Raw genomic sequence first — 24,394 nt, forward strand, 5'->3', positions numbered from 1 at the left:
TCACACGGTGACCGCGTCCACGTCGAGAACGACGTGCCGGACCACCATGCGCTACACCACTATGCGGGACTCAACTCGCCTGGCCATGGCCCCGCTGAACAAATCAGTGGGAAGGTCTACTGCCTCGATCCAGAATGTGGGGTAGTCAGGATCCTGCCGGCGCTCTCAGACCGACTTCCCTGGGAGCCCGAAGAGTGAATGTCGGAGGGTGGGCGTACCCTCGGCGGCATGATCAGATCCGATACGGGATGGACGCTCGGCTCACCGGCCTCGTGCGCGCTCGCACGGGCCGTGTGCGGGCCGACCGCTGTCGTACGGTACATGACCATCGACTACGGTCGCCGTCACCTCAGAGGGCGCACCTACTACGTCCACGTAGCTGACGAACAGGGACCGATTGAGCGCACCCACTACGACCTCCTGGAGCTCGAGTCGCTCTTGCGCGAGGCCGATCCTGACCTCGTCGCGACGCGCAAGATGCTCGAACGGCGTATAGCGGAGCCGAGCGATCCGACGCCGATACGCCGCAGCCATTGGAGGCCATAGTCTTCCCCGGACGACTGGCGCGGCGTACCCTGAGCGCATGTGTAATAGCTATGGCCTCGGCGGCTACCTCCAGGAGGGCGAGGAACCGCGCGATCCCATCCACCCGATGGACATCCGCAAGAACGAGCGCGCTATTGCGGAATGGGCGCAGGGGCTCGGCGGCCGCGCAGCGATCACGGGCTCGAAGGCGCGCAACCTGAACCCGATCATCCGCGCAGACGATACAGGCGATCGCGAGCTGGTGTTCGCTTGGTGGTGGCTCTGGCTCGACTCGTCGGGGCCTGCGAAGTTCTCGGCGTTCAACGCGCGCGACGACAAACTGATGCGCTCGTGGAGGCCGGCGTTCCAGAGCCGCGCGCTACTGCCAGCGGACTGGTACGTCGAGAAGAAAGGCAAGTTCCGCTTGCCGGACGGCGAGCAGTTCGGGATCGCGGCCATCACCTCCACCGTCACCACCGACGACGGAGACCTCACCACCTACTCGATGGTGACCCGCGATGCACCGGCGGACAGTGAAGCGGCGGAGTATTGGCCTCGGATGCCGCTCGTGCTCCCGCGCGACTTGCACGACGAATGGCTCGACCCGGCGCGCCCCGGAGACGCATCGCTCGTCGCCGAGGTGCAGCACGCGTCGGAGGAGATCTCACGAGCACTGACCACAGAGGTTCCCCCGGCATCTATCGACTCCACACTCTTCTAGAACGCAGGAAAGCCCCCTGCGGCATCCCGAAGGACACCTCAGGGGTGGGCGAGTAACTAATTGGACACGGTTTCTAAATCGTGGGTCTTTGCAGAATGTCGCTCTGGCAGGATCGCGTCATGACTGAGACTCCTGCCGGTTGGTACCCAAACCCTGACGTGAATAAGCCCGGCACCGTCCGCTGGTGGGACGGTGCCGGATGGACCGAGCACGAGCACACCGACTTCTCGAACATCGATCCGACCCGGATCTCGAAGCGGGACGCTCGGGCTCTGATCGGGCAGATGCAGCAGAGTATCCATACTCTGGAGAACATCATCAACCGGCATGGCCTGCGGAAGTTCGAGGACTTCACGCAGTGGCGGCAGGAGCGCCTCGACGGTCTCAACAAATACCACGCAGAGATAGACCAAGAAGTAGCGCGCCTGAAGCAGGAGCGCGACAGCGTGCAAGCGGAGGTTGAAGCACTCCGCGGAGAAGTCGTGGCACTCACGAGCACGCGGGACTTCCAGGAAGTGGGCTTGTTTGACTACGAGCATCCGGCCGAGTCATCAACGCAGCTCGCAACCGAGCTGGAGGCTGTGCGGACGAAGATCAAGAGCGCGATCCGCAACAAGTACGCGACGACCTCGGTCGATGGCTTCACGTTCAACAACTCAGTAGCTCAGGGCACCCGGTTCTCGAACGCACTCGCGAAACTTATGCTGCGCGCCTACAACGCAGAGGCAGAGAACGCGATCAAGACGACCAAGGCCGGCAACCTCGCGACCGCGCAAGCCCGTCTCAGTCGTGCGGCTGAGCAGATCGCGAAGAACGGTGCGATGATCCAGCTCCAGATCACCGATCACTTCCATCACCTTCGCCTGCAGGAGATCGAGCTCGCGCACCGCCATCTGAAGGCTGTGCAACGTGAGAAGGAACTCGAACGGGAACATCGAGCCGAACTGCGCGAGCAGCGCAAGGCTGAGCTCGAACTGAAGAAGGAGCAGGATCGCCTCGAGAAGGAGAAGTCACACTACCAAGCCACGCTCGCCACGTTGCGCGCCAAGGGCGATGAGGAAGGCGTCGAGCGGCTGCTCGCGAAGATCGAGGACGTTGACCGCGCTATCCATGACGTCGACTACCGGGCCGCGAACATTCGGGCCGGCTACGTGTACGTCATCTCGAACATCGGCTCGTTCGGTCCCGATGTCGTCAAGATCGGCATGACACGGCGCCTTGACCCGATGGACCGTGTCAGAGAACTCGGGGACGCATCGGTTCCATTCCGGTTCGACGTGCATGCGCTCTTCTTCGCGGACGACGCGGTGTCGGTCGAGAACATGCTCCACAAAGAGTTCTCACACTGCCGCATCAACCAGGTGAACTTCAGACGGGAGTACTTCCAGACCACGCCGGGAGAGGTCCTCGAAGCTCTCAAACAGCACCGTGTCGAGGTACTTGAGTTCACAGTTGATCCCGAGGCGGAAGAGTTCAGGGAGAGCCAGAACATCAGAGCCGCTCTCGCTATGTCAGTTCCGGCCTAGAAACACCTATAGCGGCGTGTCCCGCCGGCCTGTAGGCCGGTGGGACACCCCGCTATTGACTGTTACCTATGCATGCGCCCGACGGCGATGCTGCCGTACGGTCGTTGGTATAGACCTGCACTTGCTCCGTGCTCCCGCCCGTCGCCTGCACCGCCGCGGCGTAGTCGTTCGTCGCTTGGGCCGTCTCGAGCAACATGACCCCAGTTTCTCGACCTGCCTCGGTTGCGATGAGGACTTGGACGACGTTGCTGGCCCTCGATCAAGCGCGCCGTGCGTCGGTTGTTGCCAAAGTGTTGTCAGCAGCAGACTCGCAGAAATAGACGAAGCCCCGGCTTCCCTGTGTTTGCTAGGGAAGCCGGGGCTTCGTGGTGTTGTTCGAATGGCGGAGACGGGGGGATTTGAACCCCCGGTCAGGTTTTAGCCCGACCCTTCATTAGCAGTGAAGTCCGTTCGGCCGCTCCGGCACGTCTCCATACGAGAACAACGTCACCCATTCTAACCGGACGAAGCGGCCCATCGGAAATCGCGCGCCGTTCTCCTCGCGCAGGGGCAGGATACGGGGTTATGTGTGGCGAGAGGAGGATATTGCAGGGAAAGACGCGCTGGGGCGCGCGAAATCCGCCTCTCGACGGGACCTCGGAACCCTCGGGACCGACGGGACCCTCGAGACCGACGGGATCCACGGCATCACCTCCCGGCGCCAATACACCTCAGCCCAGCAGCGCCCGCTCGTAGATCTCGACCATGCCCGCCGTCTGGGCCGACTGGAGGAACTGTCTGCCCTCCTCCTCGGGCACGCGGAGGGATTCGGGATCCGCGGATCCGCCGTCCGCGCCCCGCGCCGCCGCGGCGAGCTGACCGACCGCCTCACGCAGCGTGCGCGCGAGCTCGCCCACGCTGCCGTCGGCGACCCGCCACTCCACCGAGGCCGCCACGTCGTCGGCGATCTCGTGGTCGCAGAAGACGATGGGCGTGCCGAGTGCCGCGGCCTCGAAGGGGGTGAGCCCCTGCGTCTCGAAGCCCATCGAAGTCTGCACGAGGGCGTCGGCATCGCGCATCGCGACGAGGGCGTCGCGATAGGGCACGGGTCCGGGGACGGTGACGCGATCCTCCAGCCCGTAGCGCACGATCCGCTCGCGTACCCGCGCCAGCAGCAGCCCCGCTCCGTGCAGTACGACGTCGGCGTCGATCCGCGACTCTGCCACCGCGTCGATGAACTCGAGCACGCGCTTCTCGTGGCTCATGCGCCCGAGCCACACGAGCCGGGGCCGGCTGCGCGGCGACCGCGGCAGCGCGCACACCTGCGCGATGGCCTCGTCGTCGACACCGCCGCGCGTCACGAGCACCTCGTCGGCGACTCCGTGCCGCTCGAGCTCGTCGGCGAAGTGCTGCGATGGCGCGGTCACCGCGGTCGCCTCTGCCGCAAGCTCGGCGAGATACCGCCAGGCTCCTCGCGCACGGCGAGCGACCGCCCCCCGGCACGGCCCCAGTGCGAGACCCCGCCACGCGCGCAGTCCCTGGAAGGCCAGCGGCGCGAGAGGGGTGACCGCGCGGGTTCCCTCGTCGACGTGGTTGTGCATCGTGATCACGGTCGGGATCGCCCGGCCGAGTCCGCGCGCGGCTCCGAGCCCGCGCGCGGCCCGCAGCCCGATCATCGCCCCCCAGAAGTCCCCTTGCACATGCACGAGATCGACGGGCGGGAGAGCGGCGAGCGCCGCCGCGAGCGCGCGATCAGCGCGTGCTCCGGGCCAGGTGATCCCGTACTCGCGATCCCGGGTGATCGGCCATGACGGCAGATCGATGTACGCCTCGCGATCCTCCTCGGCCGGCGCGTACCCGGGGCGGTGCAGCGCCGGAGCCGCGATCGTGACACGATGCCCGAGCCGCTCGAGATAGCGGCGCTGCAGGCGGATCGCCACCTGCACACCGCCGAGCGATTCGGGGTGCTGGTCGGTGACGATGAGCACGTGCACGGTCAGGCGTCGCCCCGGTAGAGCTTCTCGAAGGTGTCGAGCGTGCGGTCGATGTCGTGCACCTCGACGGCCTCGAGCGATGCCTGCTGCATGCGCCGGTACTGCTCGGGCGGGAGCTTGAGGATGCTCTCGACGCGATCCGCGAGCTCGCGGTCGTTGCCCGCCTGGAACAGGTACCCGTTCTCGCCCTCGTGCACGAGGTGAGGCAGTGCCATCGCGTTCGCGGCGACGATCGGCAGGCCCGAGGCCATGGCCTCCATGGTCGCGATCGACTGCAGCTCGGCGATCGACGCGATCACGAACACGCTCGCCTCGGTGAGGTGGGCGCGCAGCTGCTGGTCGCTGACCCGGCCGGTGAAGTGCACACGCTGCGCGATGCCCAGTTCACCGGCGAGCTTCTCGAGGTTCTTGCGCTGATCCCCGTCTCCGACGATGGTGAAGCTCACGTCGAGCTGAGGATCGATGCGCGGGATCGCGCGCAGGATCACGTCGATCTCCTTCTCGAGCGTGACCCGGCCGACGAAGACGAGCCGGTTCGAAGTGCGCGGCTCGAGGTCGGCGGTGTAGTCGGAGGCGCGCAGGCCGCAGCTGACCGGGAGCACGCCGCGGCGGTGTGTGTTGCGTTCGAGGAAGTCGGCGGCGCGGCGCGTGGGGGTGGTGACGGCGGCGGCGCGCGTGAGCACCCGGTCGGCGTCGTTCCAGCCCCAGCGCACGAAGATGCGCTTGGCCCGCTCGGGCAGCAGGGTGAAGTCGAGCACGTTCTCGGGCATCACGTGGTTGGTGGCGACGATGCGGATGCCGCGCTTGGCGCCCTCCTTGGCGAGGGCGCGGCCGACGACGATGTGGGACTGGATGTGGATCACGTCGGGGCGCACTCGGTCGAGCAGTTTGCGCGCGTAGGAGCGGGCGCGCCAGGGCAGCACGAAGCGCAGCCAGTCATGGGGGTACCACCGCCAGCTCGTCCAGCGGTGCACGGTCATCGACTCGCCCTCGATCGTCTCGGCGAAGCTGCCCGTGCGGTTCACCCGCTTCGAGGGTGCGACCACGTGCACGTCGTGTCCGCGCCCCACGAGTCCGGCGGCGAGGCGTTCGGCGAAGCGGGCGGCGCCGTTGACGTCGGGCGAGAAGGTATCGCATCCGATGAGGATGCGGAGAGGAGGCTGGCGATCGGTGGTGCTCACGGTGTGCGGGAGTCCTTCGGTCGGTGGGGCGCTGGCCGGTGGGCGAGCGCACTCCAGTGTATTCAGGAATACCTCGGAAACCGCGGAGCGGGTCGCCGAGTCCCCGGGAGGCTGCCCGGAACTACAGGCGCCCCCGTGGGATGTAGCGCGGGATCCATCGCGCGAACCCGGCGGCCCCCAGCACCGCGAGCACTCCGGTGACCGCACTCGCGAGCGGCAGCGAAGCCGCGGAGATCGCGGAGATCGCGAGCGGTGCCGCCGCCCCGCCGAAGTCGGTGAACGTGCGCCACGCCGCGAGATACGGGGCGGGATTGTCGCGCGGAGCGAGATCCGCGCCGAGGGTGAGCAGAATCCCGCTCGAGAGGCCGTTCCCGATCCCGATCACCACCGAGCAGCCCACCAACCACCACACCGCGCCGGGCAGATCGTGGGTCGCGGCGAGCACGAGGAAGCTGAGCGCCATGGCGACGGTGGCCGGCAGCGCGGCCCAGAGCCGCCCGAAGCGGTCCATCACCTGGCCGCTCGCGTAGAACAGGGCGAAGTCGATCGTGCCCGCGATGCCCACCACGAGCGCGACGCCCGTCGCGTCGAGGCCGATCGAGACGCCCCAGAGCGGCAGCAGCACGTCTTTCACGGAGCGCAGTCCCGAGAGGATCGCAGCCGGCCCGCCGATGCGCAGCAGGGGTGTCCTCCCGGCGCGGATCGCGGCGAGCACGCCGCCGGGGCGCTCCGGCGCGGCAGCCGCCACAACCGCGGAAGCCGCGGACGAGGCCCCGGTCGCGGGCTGAGCGGGGAGCAGGCGCTCGGGATCCGGCGCGAATCCGACGAGCAGCGCCGCGAGCGCGAGGCACACGACGAAGGCCCAGACCGGGGCCGTCGTGGCGTCGGTGACGCTGAGCAGGCCGGCCGCCAGGAAGGGCCCGGCGAACCGCCCGAATCGGTGCGACCCTCCGATCAGCGAGAGCGCCCGAGCCCGGAACGGCACGGGCACCCGCGTGGTCATGAGCGAGTGCCGCGCCAGAGCGAACGCGGCCTCGGCGAAACCGATCACGAAGACCGACACCCCGAGCACGACGAGCCCGGGCGCGAGTGCGACGCCCACCGCTCCGGCGAACGCCACCGCCGAGGCGACGAGCATCGCGATCCGCTCCCCCGCACGCGACACGATCCAGCTCGCCGGCAGATTGCCGAGCAGCCGCCCCACGACGACCGCGGAGGCGATCACGCCCGAGAGGCCGAGGCTCGCGCCCTGCGAGACCGCGATGACGGGCACGATCGGCAGCATCGCGTACGCGCCGAGGGTGAACAGGATCGTGGGCCCGTAGATGATCGGCGCGAGGCGCAGCAGCAGGGTTCGGGCCGGGTTCGTCATGTTGATTCAAGCGTACGCCCGCCGGGCGGCGCGGACCCTCAGCGCCGGGTCGCCACCAGCACCGTGAAGGTGCGGTTGCGGGCGATCTCCCGCGTCCGCCCGATCTCCCGCTCCACGAGCGGCCGGTAACGCAGGTGCGAGTTGAACACGAGGCGCAGCTCGCCGCCCGGGGCGAGGGCGCGACGGCAAGCACGGATCAGCCGATGCGCGACCCCTGTGTGCACCGTCGAGCCGGTGTGGAACGGCGGATTGAGCAGGATCAGATCGGCCCACTCGTCTTCCACCGCTTCGAGCGCGTCGGCACGGTGGATCGCGATGCGATCCTCCACCCCCGCCCCACCGGCGGTGAGTCGCGTGGCGGCGACGGCAGCAGCCGACTGATCGGTCGCGATCACCACGGCACCGGGCCACCGCAGCGCGGCCGACACCGCGAGCACGCCGTTGCCGCAGCCGAGATCCACGATGCGCGATGGGGCAGTCGCCGGGGCAGTGCGGCCCCCTCCGGCGTCGCCCAGCCCCTCCAGCAGCAGGCGACTGCCGTGGTCGAGGGTCGGGCCGCCGAACGTCGCCCCGTACGCCGCGACGCGGAATGGCAGCGCCGGATCCTCACCCCACCGCGGGAACGGAGCGGGCCCCGGCTCCCCAGGTCCGCTCGCGGTGAGCACCCGCGCCTTGCGTCGCCCGAGGCCCGCGGAGACCTCGCCGAAGTACCGCCCGAGCACCTCGTTCTGCGTGCGCGTCATGTGCTTCACCCGGCCGCCGGCGAACACCCGCACCGCCGGATCCGCCCAGCGCGCGATCGACCAGGCGATCTCGTCGAGGGCGTCGAGCCCGCGCGGCAGCTGCAGCAGCACGGTTCGCGCGCCGCGCAGCAGGGACTCGTCGAGCGGGTGCGAGGTGTAGAGGTTTCGATCCTCCGCCTCCGCCGCGGCGGCCGAGGGGAGCGCAGGATCGGCAGGCGGGAACACCTGCTCAGCGTTGCGGGCGAGGGCGCGCTGCCCGAGCAGCGGATCCTGATGCACCCGGATCCCGCGCGCCCCGAGCACCGCCGCCGCACCGAGAGTGAGCGCCCCGTGCCGATCCCCGATCACCACCAGCTCACCGGGATCCGCCTCCCGCACCGAAGCAGCCGCGGTCTCCAGGATCAGCTCGTCGGCCGCATCGTAGGCTTGCAGTTCGGGCGCCTCGAAGTCGGGCTCGCGCGAGAGACCCGCGAAGAGCCCGGCTAGGGCTTCCACACGACGACCTCGGCGTTGCGCCGCACCCGTGTGCCCCTCCGCAGTGTGATGACCTCGCCCCCCGCCGCACCGGCCGCGAAGACGCGCCGCTCGGGGCGCTGCAGCCGCTCCTCGGTGAGCGCGTGCTCGAGATCCCGCACGCGCTCCTCGAGATCCCGAACCCGATCCTCGAGCTGCAGCACCCGCCGGATCCCCTCGAGGCTCAGGCCCTCGGCCGACAGGCGCGCCACCTCGCGCAGTCGCGCCACGTCGTGCAGGGAGTACCGGCGGGTGTTGCCCCGCGTGCGCTGCGGCGATACAAGACCGATACGGTCGTACTGCCGCAGCGTCTGCGGGTGCATCTCGGCGAGCTCGGCCGCCGCCGCGATCGCGAAGACCGGGGTGAAGCGATCCATCTGGGGTTCGGCCATGGTCGACTCAGCCCCGTGCGCGTGCCAGGAGATCCTCGCGCGGATTCTCCTTCGGTTCGACCTCGCGGAACGCCTCGAGCGCGTCGCGCGCCTGCTCGGAGAGGTGCGACGGCACGACCACCTGCACCTCGGCGAGGAGATCGCCGGTGCCCTTCGAGCTCTTCACGCCGCGGCCCTTGACCCGCAGCACACGACCGCTGGGCGTGCCCGGCTGCACCTTCAGGCGCACCGGATCGCCGCCGAGCGTGGGCACCTCCACGGTCGCGCCGAGCGCGGCCTCCGAGAAGGTGACCGGCAGCTTGAGCCGCAGATTCTGGCCGTCACGTTCGAAGACGGGATGCTTGCGCACGCTCACCGTGAGGATGATATCGCCCGCGGGGCCGCCGTTCGGGCTGGGATCGCCCTTGCCGCGCACCTTGATCTTCTGCCCGTCCGAGACGCCGGCCGGAATCTTGACCTTGACCGTGCCGTTCGGGGTCTGCAGCGTGACCGTCTTGCCCTGCACGGCCGTCTCGAAGTCGAGCGTCGTCGTGGCCTGCACATCGCGCCCGGGCTGCGGGCCGCTGGGGCCGCCGCCGAACAGGTTGAAGATGTCCTCGTACCCCTGGCCACCCTGGGGGAAGCCCCCCTGGTAGCTGAAGTGCGAACCGCCTCGACCGCCGCCGAACATGCCCCCGAAGATGTCCTCGAAGCCCTGTCCGCCCCCGCCGCCGGCCGTGAAGCGGGCGCCGCCCGCCCCCATGGCGCGGATCTGGTCGTACTCGGCGCGCTGCTCCTTGTCGGAGAGCACGGAGTAGGCCTCGCTCATCTCCTTGAACTTCGCCTCGGCGACAGCGTCACCCGGGTTGGAGTCCGGGTGATACTTCCGGGCCAGCTTGCGGTAGGCCTTCTTCAGCTCATCGTCGCTCACGTCCTTCGAGACGCCGAGAATCGCGTAGAAATCCTTCTCGAGCCAATCCTGACTAGCCATCTGCTCCCACCGCCACCGCTACCTTGGCGGGGCGCAGCTCGACATCGCCGACTCGGTACCCCCGCTCGATCACGTCGAGCACCGTGTGCTGCTCGGTGCCCGGAACAGGAACCTGGGCGATCGCCTCGTGCAGCTGCGGGTCGAAGGCCTCGCCCTTCTCGCCGAAGCTGACGACGCCGAGCTTCTCGACCGTGCCGCGCAGCTTCTGCGCGATCGTCGAGAACGCGGAGCCCTCGGTCAGATCGCCGTGCTGCTCGGCCCGATCGATGTCGTCGAGCACCGACAGCAGCGGCGTGACGGCCGCGGCGATCGCGCGCTGCTTCTCGAGCTCGGCGTTCGCCTCGGTACGCTTGCGGTAGTTCGCGTACTCCGCCGTGAGCCGGCGCAGGTCCTCGAGGTAGGGATTCTCCTCGCCGCCGCCCGCGGTCTCGGACTCGCCGCCCGTCGACCCGGTGTCGGCTCCGGCGGCCTCGGCGCTCTGCTCCGAGTTCAAGATGTCATCCACGGTCAGACCCTCGTCGGATCCGCCCTCCTGCGGCGCGGGGCCGGAAGCGTTCGCCTCCGGCCCCTCGGCTGGTGAGCCGGCCGGCCCCGTCGAGGAATCGCTTCGCGATTCATCCCGAGCCGGCTCCGCAGGAACACCGTCGCGGTTCGGCTCTTCGCCCGGCGTGCGCTGTTCCTGATCTGCCATGGTTACTTCTTCTCCTCGTCGTCATCAACGACCTCGGCATCGACCACGTCGTCATCGTTCGACTCCGCGGAGTCGGCGTCGGCAGCGGGCTGCTCGGCCTGCGCCGCCGCGTAGATGGCCTCGCCCAGCTTGGTCTGGCTCTGGCCCAGCTTGTCGGCGGCGGTCTTCACGGCCTCGTCGTCCTCACCGGCGAGCGCCTGCTTCAGCTCATCGAGATCGCCCTGCACCTCGGTCTTGACGTCCTCGGGCAGCTTGTCCTCGTTCTCCGAGATGAGCTTCTCGACCGAGTAGGCCAGCTGCTCGGCGTTGTTGCGCTGCTCGGCCGACTCGCGACGCTTCTTGTCCTCGGCGGCGTGCTCCTCGGCCTCGCGCACCATGCGCTCGATGTCCTCCTTCGACAGCGTCGAGCCGCCGGAGATGGTGATCGTCTGCTCCTTGCCGGTGCCCTTGTCCTTCGCCGAGACCTGCACGATGCCGTTCGCATCGATGTCGAAGGTGACCTCGATCTGCGGCACTCCGCGCGGAGCCGGGGCGATGCCGGTCAGCTCGAAGGTGCCCAGATTCTTGTTGTCGCGGGTGAACTCGCGCTCGCCCTGGAAGACCTGGATCGCGACGGAGGGCTGGTTGTCCTCGGCCGTGGTGAAGGTCTCGCTGCGCTTGGTCGGGATCGCGGTGTTGCGCTCGATCAGCTTCGTCATGATGCCGCCCTTGGTCTCGATACCGAGGCTCAGGGGGGTGACGTCGATCAGCAGCACGTCCTTGCGCTCGCCCTTCAGCACGCCCGCCTGGAGGGCGGCGCCCACGGCGACGACCTCATCGGGGTTCACACCCTTGTTGGGCTCCTTGCCGCCGGTGAGCTTCTTCACGAGCTCGGTGACGGCGGGCATGCGGGTCGAACCGCCGACGAGCACCACGTGCGCGATGTCGGAGACCTTGACGCCGGCCTCCTTGATCACGTCTTCGAAGGGCTTGCGGGTGCGCTCGAGCAGATCCTTGGTGAGATCCTCGAACTTCGCGCGGGTCAGCGTCTCGTCGAGGTTCGCCGGGCCGTTCTCGGTGAGCGAGAGGTAGGGCAGCTGGATCTGGGTGCTCGTCGAGTTCGAGAGCTCCTTCTTCGCCTGCTCCGCGGCCTCCTTGAGGCGCTGCAGCGCGATCTTGTCATTCGAGACGTCGACGCCCGACGAGTTCTTGAACTGCGTGATCAGCCAGTCGACGATGCGCTGATCCCAGTCATCGCCGCCGAGGCGGTTATCGCCCGAGGTCGCGCGCACCTGGATCGTCGAGAAGTCGTCGTCCTTGCCCACCTCGAGCAGCGAGACGTCGAACGTGCCGCCGCCGAGGTCGAAGACGAGGATCAGCTCGTCTTCGTTGCCCTTGTCGAGCCCGTAGGCCAGGGCCGCAGCGGTCGGCTCGTTGATGATGCGAAGCACGTTGAGGCCCGCGATCTCGCCGGCCTCCTTGGTGGCCTGGCGCTCGGCGTCATTGAAGTAGGCGGGCACGGTGATGACGGCGTCGGTCACCTTGTCGCCGAGGTAGGTCTCGGCGTCGCGCTTCAGCTTCATGAGCGTGCGGGCGCTGATCTCCTGCGCCGTGTAGCGCTTGCCGTCGACCTCGTCGCTCTTCCAGTCGGTGCCCATGTGGCGCTTGACCGAGGCGATCGTACGATCGACGTTGGTGACGGCCTGGCGCTTCGCGGTCTCGCCGACGAGCACCTCCCCGTCCTTGGTGAACGCGACGATCGAGGGGGTCGTTCGGAAGCCCTCCGCGTTCGCGATGACGGTGGGCTCGCCGCCCTCGAGCACGGCGACGACCGAGTTGGTGGTGCCGAGATCGATGCCTACTGCACGTGACATGTGTTCTCCTTCATTACTGTTGATCGGAGCCCGCCGATGCGATCCGGGGATCGAGGGCCGGTATCCGTGGCCTATGCTCACGCCGACCCGGAACCCCGAGCAGACCTTGAGCCTGATGGACTCAAGTTTACCGCGAGTGTCGGCTCCGTCAAGTCCTCGTGGCAAAAGTTGAGCCGCATACGCTCAACTCTCAGGGTTTGCACAAGACACCCGGGCGTTTCCCCGATCGACTACAGTGACCCCCATGAGCGACACCGCATCGGAGCCCGCAGCGACCGACGGCCATCTGAGCGCACCCGCGCCGCCGAGGGTCAAGAAGCGCTCCGTCTTCGCGTGGTCGCTCTGGGATTGGGGATCCGCCGCCTTCCAAGCCGTCGTCACGACCTTCGTGTTCTCCGTCTACATCACCTCGGCCGCATTCGGCCCCGAAGACGAGACCTCGGTCGCCCTCGGCGCCACCCTCTCCATCGCGGGTGTGGCGGTCGCGGTCTTCGCGCCGCTCTTCGGGCGCCTCACCGATGCAACCGGCCGCCGCAAGCACTCCCTCGCAGTCACGACGGGCATCGTCATCGCCTGCACCGCCCTCATGGTGCTGGTCGCGCCCGCCCCCGAGTACCTCGTGCTCGGTCTCGTTCTGCTCGCCGTGGGCAACATCGCCTTCGAGTTCGCGAGCGTCAACTACTACTCGATGCTCACCCAGCTGTCGACGCCCGGCAACATCGGCCGCATCTCGGGATTCGGCTGGGGCATGGGATATCTCGGCGGCATCGTGCTGCTCACCCTGGTTCTCGTCGGCTTCATCCTTCCCGACGCCGGCTGGTTCGGCGTCTCGAGCGAGGGCGGCTGGAACGTGCGCATCGCGATGGTGCTGTGCGCGCTGTGGTTCGCGGTGTTCGCGATCCCCACGTTCTTCGCCGTGCCCGAGGTGCCCGCCGACGACGACCGCCGAGTGGTCGGCGTGATCGCCGGCTACCGGGCGATCTTCAGCAGCATCGCGGGCCTCTGGCGCACCTCCCGCCACACCCTCTTCTTCCTCATCGCGAGCGCGGTCTTCCGCGACGGCCTCGCGGGCATCTTCACCTTCGTCGGCGTCGTCGCCTCGCTCTCGTTCGGCTTCGATCCGGCGACCGTCATCATGTTCGCGATCGCCGCGAACGTCATCTCCGGCATCGCGACCATCTTCGGCGGTCTGCTCGAGGATCGCTTCGGCGCCAAGAACATCATGACCGTCTCGCTGGTGCTGCTGGTCGTCGGGCTCATCCTCATGTTCGCACTCGCGCCCCTCGGCGCCCCCGCGTTCTGGGCCGTCGGTCTGTTCTCCACGATCTTCGTCGGGCCGGTGCAGTCGTCGAGCCGCAGCTTCCTCGCCCGCCTCGCCCCTCCCGGCAGGGAGGGCGAGATGTTCGGCCTCTACGCCACGACCGGCCGCGCCGTCTCGTTCCTGGCACCCGCGGCCTTCACCGCCTCGGTTGCGATCGGCGGAGCGACCATCTTCGGCACCCTCGGCATCGGGCTCGTACTGCTGGTCGGGCTCGCGCTGCTGCTCCCGGTGCGGGTGCCTGCGACCGCGGCGGGGAGCGCAGGGTAGCGGGAAGCGCAGTATCCTTGCGGGGTGGCACGCCCCGAACTCTCCCCCGAGCAGCTCGCCGTTTACGAGCGCATCGAGCACACGCGCGAGCACATCTTCGTGACCGGCCGGGCGGGCACGGGCAAGTCGACGATCCTGAATCACCTCTCCTGGAACACGAGCAAGATCATCGCGGTCTGCGCGCCCACCGGCGTCGCCGCGCTCAACGTCGGCGGCCAGACGATCCACTCCCTCCTGCGGCTCCCGACCGGCATCATCGCCGACCACGACCTCGATCAGCCGGCCGAGCTCAAGAAGATGCTCGCCTCGATCGACACGCTCGTGATCGACGAGATCTCGATGGTGTCGGCCGACCTGATGGACGCGATCGACCGCTCCCTCAGGCTCGCGCGCGGCAAGAAGCACGATCCCTTCGGCGGCGCCCAGATCATCATGTTCGGCGACCCCTTCCAGCTGCCGCCCGTGCCGCCTCGCGATCCGCACGAGCGCGCCTACTTCGCCGACACCTACCGCTCCCTGTGGTTCTTCGACGCGCAGGTCTGGTCGACGACGCCGATGGCGGTGATCGAGCTGAGCGAGGTGCACCGGCAGCGCGACGACCGCTTCAAGCAGATCCTCGGAGCGGTGCGCCACGGCGTCGTCGAAGAAGACCAGGCGAACGAGCTCAACGCTGCGGGATCCCGATCCGCGCCCCGCGACGTCATCACCCTCGCCACCACCAACGCCGTCGTCAACCGAATCAACGCCGAACGGCTCGCCGAGATCCGTGGATCCGCACTGCGCGCCGTCGCCGAGGTCAACGGCGAGTTCCGCGAGAACACCTACCCCGCCGACGAGGTGCTCGAGCTCAAGCCCGGCGCGCAGGTCATGTTCCTGCGCAACGACCCCGACGGGCGCTGGGTGAACGGCACGATCGGCACGGTCTCCCGCGTCGACGGGACCGTCTGGGTCGAGGTGGATCGCGAGGAGTTCGAGGTCGAGCCCACCGTGTGGGAGCGCTACCGCTACCGCTACGACGCCGAGACCAAGAAGCTCGAGAAGGAGGTCGTGGCCGAGTTCGAGCAGTTCCCGCTGCGCCTGGCCTGGGCGGTGACCGTGCACAAGTCGCAAGGGCACACCTACGACGCCGCGGTCGTCGACCTCGGCCCGCGTGCGTTCAGCGCAGGCCAGACGTACGTGGCGCTCAGCCGGGTGCGCTCACTCGACGGACTCTACCTGAAGCGCCCGCTGCAGCCGCGCGACGTGATCGTCGATCCCAACGTCGTGCGGTTCATCAACGAACGCAACGGCGGCCCTGGAGACGCGGGCGCGGTCGGCTAAGCCGCGGCGGCGTCGCGGGCCCGGCCCAGATCGACGAAGACCGCCGTGTTGAAGGCGTAGGCGGCGCGCACCTCCTCGAGCATGCGATCCCGCTCCTGATCGGTGAGCCCCGCGCCGAACCCGTCGAGCGCCACCCGGTACTCGTTCTTGAAATCGACGAGCGAGCCCAGCTCGCTGAAGTCGTAGAACGCGACACCCTCGCGATCCAGCCCGTGCTGCTTCGCGACCCGCTTCGCGATCATCTGGCCGCCCGAGAGATCGCCCAAGTAGCGCGTGTAGTGGTGCGCGACCAGGCCGGCGACCCAGCCCTCTTCGGCGACCTCGCGGATGCGCGCCGCGTAGGCGGCCGTCGCGGGTACGGGCGCGATGCGGTCGCGCCAGTCGTCGCCGATCAGGTGCGCCAGGTCGGCCTCGAGCGCGGGCATGCGCAGGAGCGCCTGCGAGTGGAAGGGAGCGAATGCGGGATCGGCGAGGAGCAGCTCAGCGCCCTCCTCGAGCGCCTCGTACATGTAGTAGTGCTGGGCCACGAGATCGATGTAGTCCTGGAGGGTACCCTTGCCGCGCATGATGTCCTCCATGAAAGTGGCACCCTCGCTGTCGGAGTGATCCGACCAGGAGCCCTCGCGGATCACCGTGGAGAACGGCTTCTGACTGTGCTCGTCGCGCGCCGGCACACCGAGCTTCTCGCACGCCGCCCTGTAGAGGGCGACCACCTCGCGACGGATCGCGGGGCGCTCCGAGATAATGCCACCCGGCCACGGGATCGACACCTCGCGCTCGCCGTCGGCATCGGCCACGAGCCAGACGCCCGCCTCGCCGTTCAGCCCCACCATACGACTCGACACCGCATTCGGGTTGCCGAAGGCGCGGGCGATCAGCAGGTTGTCCTCCGGGTGGTCGCCGTTCATATGACCGGTCACTCCGGCGACGACATCGTGTGCAAAGCTCATCACCGTGCCATCTTACTCAGGTTAGCCTTACCTTCGTAACCACCCGAGCGCCACTCCCAGACTCGGGCACTAGAATCTCGGTTGTTCTTTATCGTGTTTCCAGCCGAGATTGGCGGTCGAGTTTGATCCCGAGACTTGCACAGCGCACCCGCTTCGCAGCCGTCGCACTCATCGCGACCGCCGTCCTCGGCCTGACCGCCTGCACCGGTGGCGCGACGGGCACCTCCGGAGGGGATGTGGCGACCCTCGACAAGGGCCTCTCGGGCAGCATCGACGACGCCGTCGCCTCTGCGATGGAGTTGAGCGGCTCTTCCGAAGCCGTTGTGGGCGTCTGGTCGGGTGATGACGCATATGTGCGCGGCTTCGGCGATGGCGTGGACGGGTCGACGCGGATCCGCGGGGCCCAGGCGACCCAGCCCGTCATGTGCGCACTGCTGCTCGACCTCGTCGAGGACGGCACCGTGAAGCTCGGCCGCGCCGTGGAGAAGGATCTCGAGCGGCAGTCCGGCATCGAGGGCATCACCTACGGGCAGCTCTGCGATATGCGCTCCGGCCTCGCCGATTACAAGGACGGCTTCGCCGACATCTTCGTCAACAACCCCACGCGCCCCTGGCCCGAACAGGAGCTGATCGCGCAGGGGCTGACGCGCTCCCCGCTCTCGTGGCCGGGCCTCGACGTGCACATCTCCGACACCAACGCGCTCGTGCTCTCTCGAGCGATCCACGTTAAGACGGGCGATGACATGTCCGAACTGCTGAAGAACCGTGTCTTCGGCCCGGCGGGCATGGGATCCAGCTATTTCCCCGCTCCCACGTCCACCACGGCCGATGACGCGCTCTCGGGCCTCGCCTACCCCTCGAGCGGAGGCAAGCCGGTCTGCGATGCCGGCCCGGTCGAGAAGCTCGAGGTCTCGCCGTCCATGCTGGGCGGCGCCGGCGGCACCGTCACGACGGTCACCGATCTCAAGAACTTCTACGCGCGCTACCTCGACGGAGCCTTCGGCGGCGAAGCCGGCAAGCAGGTCACGGAGACCATCCCGGTCAAGAACCCGGAGCGCGACGAGGAGGGCAACCCCACCAGCGAGGTCGACACCGAGTCCGGCGACCAGTGGGGCTTCGGCGTCGAGAAGGTCGGCCCGCTGTACGGCCGCAGCGGCGCGATCACCGGCACCCTGACCGCCGCCTACCACGATCCCGAGTCCGACTTCTCCGTGGTGGTCGCACTCAACAACTCGTCGGCGGGCGCGGGCTTCGCGAAGTCGCTCGCGTTCCAGATCGCGGCGCTCTCCTCCGAGGCCGGCGCCGCGCCCGAGATCCCGTGGACCGTCGACTACCAGGCCGAACGCCTCCGCAATGCGGCGGTCTGCCAGTAAGGCATCGCCGGGCGGCGTGCGTCAACGAGTGCCCCGCGCCCTGCTATAGTTGGTGCGGCGCTATCGCCCTGGGATCGTCGTCTAATGGTAAGACATCAGCTTCCCAAGCTGAGAACGCGGGTTCGATTCCCGTCGGTCCCTCCACTTTCAGAAGGCCTGCCTCCGGCGGGCCTTCTGCCGTTTCTGGATGGGAGAATAGTCCTCATGTCTTCACACGCGCACTCCGCCAGCACGCCGCTCGAGATCGGAGAGACGATCGAGCTCGACGTCACCGGTATCGCCCACGGCGGGGTGAGCGTCGCCCGGCACGACGGCCGTGTCGTGTTCGTCGCCGACGCGATCCCTGGCGAGCGGGTCCGCGCCCGGGTCACGGACGCGAAGAAGAAGTCGTTCGCGCGCGCCACCGCGGTCGAGGTGCTCGAGGCCTCGCAGGATCGCCGCGACCACGTCTGGGCCGAGGCGGCGATGGATCGTGCCCCCGAGGACCGCGCCGGCGGCGCCGAGTTCGGGCACATCGCGCTCGAGCGCCAGCGCTCGCTCAAGGCCGAGGTGCTGACCGACGCGATGCGACGCTTCGGCGCTGTCGAGCTCGCGGCCGAAGAGGGTGAGGATCTCGCCGATGCGCTGGCGGAGCTGGTCGAGCCCGCTCCCGGCGACGACGAGAACAACGGTCTCGGCTATCGCACCCGCGTGCGCCTGCACGTCGATCCCGACACCGGCGCGGTGGGGCCGTATGCGGCGCGCAGCCGCCGCGTGATCCCCGTCGCCTCTCTCCCTCTCGCCACCGAGGGCGTGGGCCAGATCGCCCCGCTCGGCGACGTGATGCCGGGCGCGGCGACGGTCGACCTGATCGATCCCGCCGCCGATGATCCCCGCATGCTGCTCGGGCTGGTGGGCGAGAAGACTCGCGCGGGCGAGAACGACGCGATCCAGGAGCTGGTCGAGGATCGCGGCTTCATCGTTCGCGCCGGCGGGTTCTGGCAGGTGCATCGCGAGGCCCCCGCCGTGCTGTTCACCGCCGTGCGCGATGCGATCGTCGATCTCATCGATGAGGGCCGCTTCGATCCCGCGGCCGGCAATCTCGACCTCTACGGCGGCGCGGGACTGCTCGCGGCGGCCATGGCCGAGGCCGCGGGCCCGGGTGTGAAGGTGACGACGGTGGAGGCCGAGCCCCGCGCGACCGACGACGCGGCCGAGAACCTGTCGGAGCTGGTGGGCGCGCTCGCGCTGACCGCGCGGGTGGATCGGCACCTCGCCGAGCTGCTGAAGGCGTCGGCCCCCGTTCGGGATCGGCTGCGCCGCGGCACGGTCGTGCTCGATCCGCCCCGCTCGGGTGCGGGCGGCGGCGTGACGAAGCAGCTGACCGAGCTCGCCCCCGCGAACGTCGTCTACGTGGCCTGCGATCCGGTCGCGCTCGCCCGCGATACGAAGTCGCTGCGCGAGGCGGGGTACGAGCTCACGGCGCTGCGCGCGTTCGACATCTTCCCGCACACGCACCACTTCGAGACCCTGGCGACCTTCCAGCGGGCATAACCCCGGGCACCCGCCGCCCGCCGGTGCAGACCTCTCGCACCGGAGTAGACCTCCCGCACCGCACGAGAGGTCTGCACCGGTGCGAGAGGTCTGCACCGGCGCACGGCAAAGCCCAGAAACAGGGAGCGCCCCGGCGCCGGAGCCGGCTCAGAGCGCGCGCACGCGCACCACGCCGGTCATCTCGGGGTGCACCGAGCAGTCGTAGGCGAAGTCGCCCTCCTCCTCGAAGAGGTGGGTGTAGCTGCCGCTCGTCATGAGCTCGCTCACGAAGCTGCCGTCTTCGGCGACGACGTCGTGCTCGGCCGGCCCCTCGAACACCCAGCGCACGGCCTCGCCGGGAACGACTTCGACCTCCGGCGGATCGTAGGCGTTATCGAACGCCCGCACGGTGATCGCGGCCTTCACATTCTCGTCGGAGGGCACCGGATCCGGCTTCGCCGGGGAGCACCCGGTCAGCCCCGCGAGGGATCCGAGTCCGAGCACTCCGAGCGCACCGCCGACGATGCTGCGGCGTGAAATCTCCGGGGTCATCGTGTGAGGCTCCTTCAGATCATCGAACGGGTGACGCGACGTAGCGCTGATGGGTGACGCGACGCAGTGCTGGCGAGCGACGCGGCTCAGTGCTGGTGCAGGGCTCGCGCGGCGTCGGTGATCGCGCCGGTCATCGAGGGGTACACCGCGAACGCCGAGGCGACCTGGTCGACCGTGAGGCGGTGCTCGACGGCGAGCGCGAGCGAGAAGATCAGCTCGCTCGCCCGGTGCGCGACGATGACACCGCCGATCACGGTGCCCGACGCCTTCCAGGCGAAGAGCTTGACGAAGCCGTCGGTGAAGCCGATCATCTTCGCGCGCGGGTTGACGCTGAGCGGAACCGTGTGCGTGACGTGCTGCGCGAGCCCCTCGGAATCGGCGAGGCTGTGCTCGTTCCACCCGACGGTCGCGATCTCGGGGTAGGTGAAGACGTTCGCCGCTACGTTGCGCAGATCGATCGGCCGCACGAAGTCGCCGAGCGCGTGCATGATCGCGGTGCGGCCCTGCATCGAGGCGACCGAGGCGAGCGGGAAGAAGTCGGTGCAGTCGCCGGCGGCGTAGATCGAGGGCACCCCGGTGCGGGCGACCTTGTTCACGCGGATGTGGCCGCTCTCCGTGAGCCGCACCCCGGCCTCTTCGAGGCCGAGCCCCTCGGTGTTCGGGATCGATCCGACCGCCATGAGGCAGTGGGATCCCTCGATGGTGCGCCCGTCCGAGAGAGTGACGAGCACGCCGTCGTCGGTGCGCACGACCGAGTCCGCGCGCGACTTCGACATCACGCGCATGCCGAGACGCTTGAACTCGCGCTCGATCACGGCGGCGGCGTCGGGATCCTCCCCGGGCAGCACCTGCTCGCGGCTCGACACGAGCGTGACCTCCGACCCGAGGGTGCGGTACGCATTGGCGAACTCTGCGCCGGTGACACCGGAACCGACGACGATGAGGTGCTCGGGAATGGCGGGCAGGTCGTAGAGCTGCTTCCACGTGAGGATGCGCTCGCCGTCGGGCTTGGCGGAATCGAGCTCGCGCGGGCTCGCTCCAACTGCGACAACGATCGTGTCGGCCTCGATGCGGTCGAAGTCGGTTCCGCCCGTCGCGGCGGTCGACACGAGTACGGCGTCGGGTCCGTCGAGACGGCCCTCCCCCTGCACCACCCGCACGCCGGCCTCTTCGAGCGATCGCAGCATGTCGACGGACTGCGCGCCGGCCATCGCGAGCAGCCGCTTGTTGACCGCCGCGAGGTTGAGCGCGATCTCGGGTCGCACCGGTTTGCCGTCGCCGCCCGGCACGAAGGCCTGCACGCCCAGCCGCCCGGCATCGCGTACGGCCTGCACTCCGCCCGCGGTCGCGATGAGGCTCTTCGACGGCACGACGTCGGTGAGCACTGCCGCACCGCCGACGCCTGCGCGTTCGATCAGCGTCACATCCGCACCGAGCTGAGCGCCCGCGAGGGCTGCCTCGTAACCGCCGGGACCGCCGCCGAGCACCGCGATGCGATGCTTCCGTTCATTCGCTTTCGCCATGTCCTCCATCCTAGAAGGTCGCGCGGCAGGCAGCGGCCTCCTCGTCGCTCGTGGAAACGGCGGGCTGCTACGCACGACCTGCGTCGCACTGCAACGGAAAACCGAGAGAAATGACCCCGAAAAAGAGGAAACCGTTGCGTTTCGGGGACTCGACCGCCGGTCGCGACAACGTGCCGATTCGGGCACGCGGAAGGTTCTAGGATCAAGGGACGGAGCGCTCCGCGGCGCCGGTGGAACGAAGAGGTTTGGAAGGACAAGCGCATATGACGAGGATCGAGCCCGGCAGCCCCACGAGTGAGCCGTCGAGTCGGATCAGCGCCGAGAAGACCTCCAGTCTGCCGCGCAGCGCCGGAATAGCCGCTCTCGAGCGCGATCCCGGCATGCCCTCGAGCACCTGGCGTCTGCGGAGCGACGCGTGGGAGTATCTGCGCTTCGCGGTGAAGCGGCTGGCTCTGAGCGGCGAGGACTCGGACGCGCTTGCGAGCGACAGCGAGATCCACCGCAACCTGCGGGCGCTCGAGACCATCGAGATGTACTGGGCCGGCTTCGGGCAGCGCTACGTGCAGAGCATCGGCGAACTGCTGAACACCGGTGATTACCGAACGGCGCTCGACCGCATCGGGAGGGTGGTCAACCGGCTTCGCGGCGACACGATCCCCGATGAGCCCCGCGACGAGCACCTCGACGAGCAGGAACGCGCGGAACAGGTCTCGGATGTCGATTCCCGCCCCCGCTTCGAGGTGCTGGTGATCGACGAGACGACACCGGCGGATCGCGACACGATGCGCACCGAGGCGCTCCGACTGCGGGCGCCCGCCGACGCCTTCATCTACGAGTTCGTGGTCGTCCCTTCTGCCGACGACGCCGTGGCCGCCGTGCTCACCAATCCGAACATCCTCGCCTGCGTCGTGCGTCCCGGGTTCAGCGACCGCACGAGGCAGCGGCTGAGCCGGGAACTGCTGGAGACGATCCGCCTCGCCCGCTCCGAGGTGCACACGGGCCGCACCTCCGAGCGATCCTCGCTCGCGTCGGTGCAGCGGGTGCTGGGCCTCGCCGACACCCTGGCCGCGCTCCGGCCCGAACTCGACCTGTACCTCATGGCCGGCGCGCACATCGAGGATCTCGCGGGGGCGCTCACCCGTCGCTTCCGTCGCGTGTTCCGACGCGAGGATCAGCTCGAGCTCCACCTGTCGCTGCTGCGCCGGGTCTCCCACCTCTACGACACCCCGTTCTTCTCGGCGATCCAGGACCACGCCCGCCGACCCGTCGGCGTGTTCCACGCGCTGCCCATCGGCCGCGGCGGTTCGGTGATGAACTCGAAGTGGATCCGCGATCTCGCCGATTTCTACGGTATGAACCTGCTGCTCGCCGAGACCAGCGCGACCTCCGGCGGTCTCGATTCGCTGCTCGCACCCACGGGCGCGATCAAGAAGGCGCAGGATCTCGCCGCGCGCGCGTTCGGCGCCAAGCACTCCTTCTTCGTGACCAACGGCACGTCGACCGCGAACAAGATCGTGCACCAGGCCCTCGTCTCCCCGGGGGACATCGTGCTCGTCGACCGCAACTGCCACAAGTCCCACCACCACGCGATGATGCTCACCGGCGGCCGCGCCGCCTACCTCGAGGCCTACCCGCTCAACGACTTCGCCTTCTACGGCGCCGTACCCCTCGACCGCATCAAGCAGCTGCTGCTCGATTATCGCGCCGCCGGTCGGCTCGACGAGGTGCGCATGGTCACCCTCACCAACTGCACCTTCGACGGCATCGTCTACGACCCCGAGCGGGTCATGGCCGAGTGCCTCGCCATCAAGCCCGACCTCGTGTTCCTCTGGGACGAAGCCTGGTTCGCCTTCGCGGCGTTCCACCCCGTCACCCGCCGCCGCACGGCGATGGCCTCGGCACAGCGGCTCGAGGAGCGCCTCAAGACCGGAGCGCACGCCTCCGCCTACCGGGCCCAGCAGGCGCGCCTCTACGACGCCGACGGCACCCCCGCTCCCGACGAGGTGTGGCTCGAGGAACGGCTGATCCCCAGCCCCGAAGCGCGTATCCGCGTCTACGCGACCCACTCCACCCACAAGACGCTCACCGCACTGCGGCAGGGATCCATGATCCACGTCTACGACCAGGACTGGGTGCGCGAGGCCGAAGAGCCGTTCCACGAGGCCTTCATGACGCACACCTCGACCTCGCCGAACTACCAGATCCTCGCCTCCCTCGACCTCGGCAGGCGGCAGGTCGAGCTCGAGGGCTTCACCCTCGTGCAGCGCCAGCTCGACCTCGCCACGAGTCTGGCCCAGGCCATCGCCCGCCACCCTCTGCTGCGCCGCACCTACCGCGTGCTCACCGCGAACGAGCTCATCCCCGCCGAGCACCGCGAGACCCGCCGACCAATGCCCCTGCGCGACGGCCTCGCCTCCATGTGGCAGGCGTGGGCCACCGACGAGTTCGTGATCGATCCGTCGCGCATCACCGTCGAGATCACCCGGACCGGGGTCGACGGCGACACGTTCAAGCACGAGCATCTCATGAACCGCTACGGTATCCAGGTCAACAAGACCAGCCGCAACACCGTGCTCTTCATGACCAACATCGGCACCACAAGATCGGCGGTCGCCTACCTCATCGAGGTGCTCGTGAAACTCGCCGAACGCTTCGAGGAGGAGCGGGCGCAGCGAGATCCCGAGCTCGCGGCGGCCGCCCTCGCCGCCGAGGCGCCCATGCCGCCGCTGCCCGACTTCAGCGCGTTCGCCCCGGGGTACGACGCCCCCGGCCTGCCCGACGGCGACGTGCGCGCCGCATTCTTCCGCGGCCAGCAGCGCCGCCACATCGAGCACGTGCTGCCCGGTGAACTGCGCGAGCGCGTCGCCCGCGGCGAGCAGCCCGTCTCTGCCGGTTTCGTCACCCCGTACCCGCCGGGCTTCCCGGTGCTGGTGCCGGGTCAGATCATCACGGCCGAGGTCCTCGATTTCATGGCCGTGCTCGACACCCGCGAGATCCACGGCTACGACCCGAAGCGCGGCTACCGCGTGCTGCGCGCCATGCAGAGCACGACGGGCGATGCGCAGAGCACCGTAGTTCCCGCGCAGAACCCGGCGACCGACAGGACCTCATAAGCT

19 protein-coding genes and 2 tRNA genes are annotated in these 24,394 nt (G+C 68.7%); 9 read left to right on the forward strand and 12 right to left on the reverse strand.

The features are described 5' to 3' along the window. The first annotated feature begins 228 nt into the window (after positions 1-228). The 3 genes from AC0KXF_RS05330 to AC0KXF_RS05340 all read left to right on the forward strand — a co-directional run bounded on the left by AC0KXF_RS05330 (position 229) and on the right by AC0KXF_RS05340 (position 2,772). A complete protein-coding gene (locus AC0KXF_RS05330) occupies positions 229-546 on the forward strand; it encodes a hypothetical protein (RefSeq protein ID WP_473108201.1) in 318 nt (105 codons plus the stop codon). A 37-nt stretch (positions 547-583) separates the two neighbouring features. Next, complete coding sequence (locus tag AC0KXF_RS05335) at positions 584-1,246, forward strand: SOS response-associated peptidase family protein (protein WP_473108202.1); 663 nt, start codon at positions 584-586, stop codon at positions 1,244-1,246. Positions 1,247-1,341: 95 nt separating this feature from the next. Continuing rightward, the gene (locus AC0KXF_RS05340; protein WP_473110055.1) at positions 1,342-2,772 is read left to right on the forward strand and encodes an SNIPE associated domain-containing protein; all 1,431 of its coding nucleotides are present in this window, start codon (positions 1,342-1,344) and stop codon (positions 2,770-2,772) included. A 380-nt stretch (positions 2,773-3,152) separates the two neighbouring features. On the opposite strand, the gene AC0KXF_RS05345 is transcribed toward AC0KXF_RS05340, so the two are convergent. The 9 genes from AC0KXF_RS05345 to dnaK all read right to left on the reverse strand — a co-directional run bounded on the left by AC0KXF_RS05345 (position 3,153) and on the right by dnaK (position 12,460). Next, positions 3,153-3,244: transfer RNA gene (locus AC0KXF_RS05345), tRNA-Ser, on the reverse strand. 238 nt (positions 3,245-3,482) lie between these two features. Next, entirely contained in the window at positions 3,483-4,745 is a 1,263-nt protein-coding gene (locus AC0KXF_RS05350) for a glycosyltransferase (protein WP_473108204.1), read from the reverse strand. Between the two features lie 2 nt (positions 4,746-4,747). Further along, positions 4,748-5,926, reverse strand: coding sequence for a glycosyltransferase (locus tag AC0KXF_RS05355; RefSeq protein WP_473108205.1), 1,179 nt, complete (start codon positions 5,924-5,926; stop codon positions 4,748-4,750). A 121-nt stretch (positions 5,927-6,047) separates the two neighbouring features. After that, complete coding sequence (locus AC0KXF_RS05360; protein ID WP_473108206.1) at positions 6,048-7,298, reverse strand: MFS transporter; 1,251 nt, start codon at positions 7,296-7,298, stop codon at positions 6,048-6,050. 38 nt (positions 7,299-7,336) lie between these two features. After that, positions 7,337-8,536, reverse strand: coding sequence for a class I SAM-dependent methyltransferase (locus tag AC0KXF_RS05365; RefSeq protein WP_473108207.1), 1,200 nt, complete (start codon positions 8,534-8,536; stop codon positions 7,337-7,339). After that, a complete protein-coding gene (locus AC0KXF_RS05370) occupies positions 8,524-8,946 on the reverse strand; it encodes a heat shock protein transcriptional repressor HspR (protein ID WP_473108208.1) in 423 nt (140 codons plus the stop codon). The genes AC0KXF_RS05365 and AC0KXF_RS05370 overlap by 13 nt, the downstream gene beginning before the upstream one ends. A 7-nt stretch (positions 8,947-8,953) precedes the next feature. Then, entirely contained in the window at positions 8,954-9,916 is a 963-nt protein-coding gene (locus tag AC0KXF_RS05375) for a DnaJ C-terminal domain-containing protein (RefSeq protein ID WP_223045062.1), read from the reverse strand. Beyond that, complete coding sequence (locus AC0KXF_RS05380) at positions 9,909-10,607, reverse strand: nucleotide exchange factor GrpE (RefSeq protein WP_473108209.1); 699 nt, start codon at positions 10,605-10,607, stop codon at positions 9,909-9,911. The genes AC0KXF_RS05375 and AC0KXF_RS05380 overlap by 8 nt, the downstream gene beginning before the upstream one ends. Positions 10,608-10,609: 2 nt before the next feature. Next, the gene (dnaK, locus tag AC0KXF_RS05385; protein WP_223045064.1) at positions 10,610-12,460 is read right to left on the reverse strand and encodes a molecular chaperone DnaK; all 1,851 of its coding nucleotides are present in this window, start codon (positions 12,458-12,460) and stop codon (positions 10,610-10,612) included. A gap of 244 nt (positions 12,461-12,704) precedes the next feature. Here dnaK and AC0KXF_RS05390 point away from each other — a divergent pair, with 244 nt between their 5' ends. Together AC0KXF_RS05390 and AC0KXF_RS05395 are read left to right on the forward strand one after the other, a co-directional pair. Next, the gene (locus AC0KXF_RS05390; protein WP_223045065.1) at positions 12,705-14,048 is read left to right on the forward strand and encodes an MFS transporter; all 1,344 of its coding nucleotides are present in this window, start codon (positions 12,705-12,707) and stop codon (positions 14,046-14,048) included. A 24-nt stretch (positions 14,049-14,072) separates the two neighbouring features. Beyond that, entirely contained in the window at positions 14,073-15,368 is a 1,296-nt protein-coding gene (locus AC0KXF_RS05395; protein WP_473108210.1) for an ATP-dependent DNA helicase, read from the forward strand. Here the strand turns inward: AC0KXF_RS05395 and AC0KXF_RS05400 are convergent. Beyond that, positions 15,365-16,318: a biliverdin-producing heme oxygenase gene (locus AC0KXF_RS05400; protein ID WP_473108413.1), complete on the reverse strand. Its 954-nt coding sequence runs from the start codon at positions 16,316-16,318 to the stop codon at positions 15,365-15,367. The two genes, AC0KXF_RS05395 and AC0KXF_RS05400, sit on opposite strands and share 4 nt — an antisense overlap. Before the next feature lie 122 nt (positions 16,319-16,440). Between AC0KXF_RS05400 and AC0KXF_RS05405 the strand changes: the two genes are divergently transcribed. The 3 genes from AC0KXF_RS05405 to AC0KXF_RS05415 all read left to right on the forward strand — a co-directional run bounded on the left by AC0KXF_RS05405 (position 16,441) and on the right by AC0KXF_RS05415 (position 19,224). Further along, positions 16,441-17,691 (forward strand): serine hydrolase domain-containing protein, encoded by a 1,251-nt coding sequence (locus AC0KXF_RS05405; protein ID WP_473108211.1) that lies wholly within the window; start codon positions 16,441-16,443, stop codon positions 17,689-17,691. Between the two features lie 70 nt (positions 17,692-17,761). Beyond that, positions 17,762-17,835, forward strand: a tRNA-Gly gene (locus tag AC0KXF_RS05410). Positions 17,836-17,895: 60 nt separating this feature from the next. Beyond that, positions 17,896-19,224: a class I SAM-dependent RNA methyltransferase gene (locus AC0KXF_RS05415; RefSeq protein ID WP_473108212.1), complete on the forward strand. Its 1,329-nt coding sequence runs from the start codon at positions 17,896-17,898 to the stop codon at positions 19,222-19,224. A 147-nt stretch (positions 19,225-19,371) separates the two neighbouring features. Here AC0KXF_RS05415 and AC0KXF_RS05420 read toward each other — a convergent pair whose 3' ends face one another. Together AC0KXF_RS05420 and AC0KXF_RS05425 are read right to left on the reverse strand one after the other, a co-directional pair. After that, a complete protein-coding gene (locus AC0KXF_RS05420) occupies positions 19,372-19,755 on the reverse strand; it encodes a cupredoxin domain-containing protein (protein ID WP_223045069.1) in 384 nt (127 codons plus the stop codon). 86 nt (positions 19,756-19,841) lie between these two features. After that, entirely contained in the window at positions 19,842-21,278 is a 1,437-nt protein-coding gene (locus AC0KXF_RS05425) for an NAD(P)H-quinone dehydrogenase (protein ID WP_473108213.1), read from the reverse strand. A 263-nt stretch (positions 21,279-21,541) separates the two neighbouring features. On the opposite strand from AC0KXF_RS05425, the gene AC0KXF_RS05430 reads away from it, so the two are divergent. Further along, positions 21,542-24,391 carry an aminotransferase class I/II-fold pyridoxal phosphate-dependent enzyme gene (locus AC0KXF_RS05430; RefSeq protein ID WP_473108214.1) on the forward strand — a complete coding sequence of 950 codons (2,850 nt, stop codon included), beginning with the start codon at positions 21,542-21,544 and terminating at the stop codon, positions 24,389-24,391. Positions 24,392-24,394 lie beyond the last annotated feature (3 nt).

It is taken from the genome of Leucobacter holotrichiae, assembly GCF_055791005.1.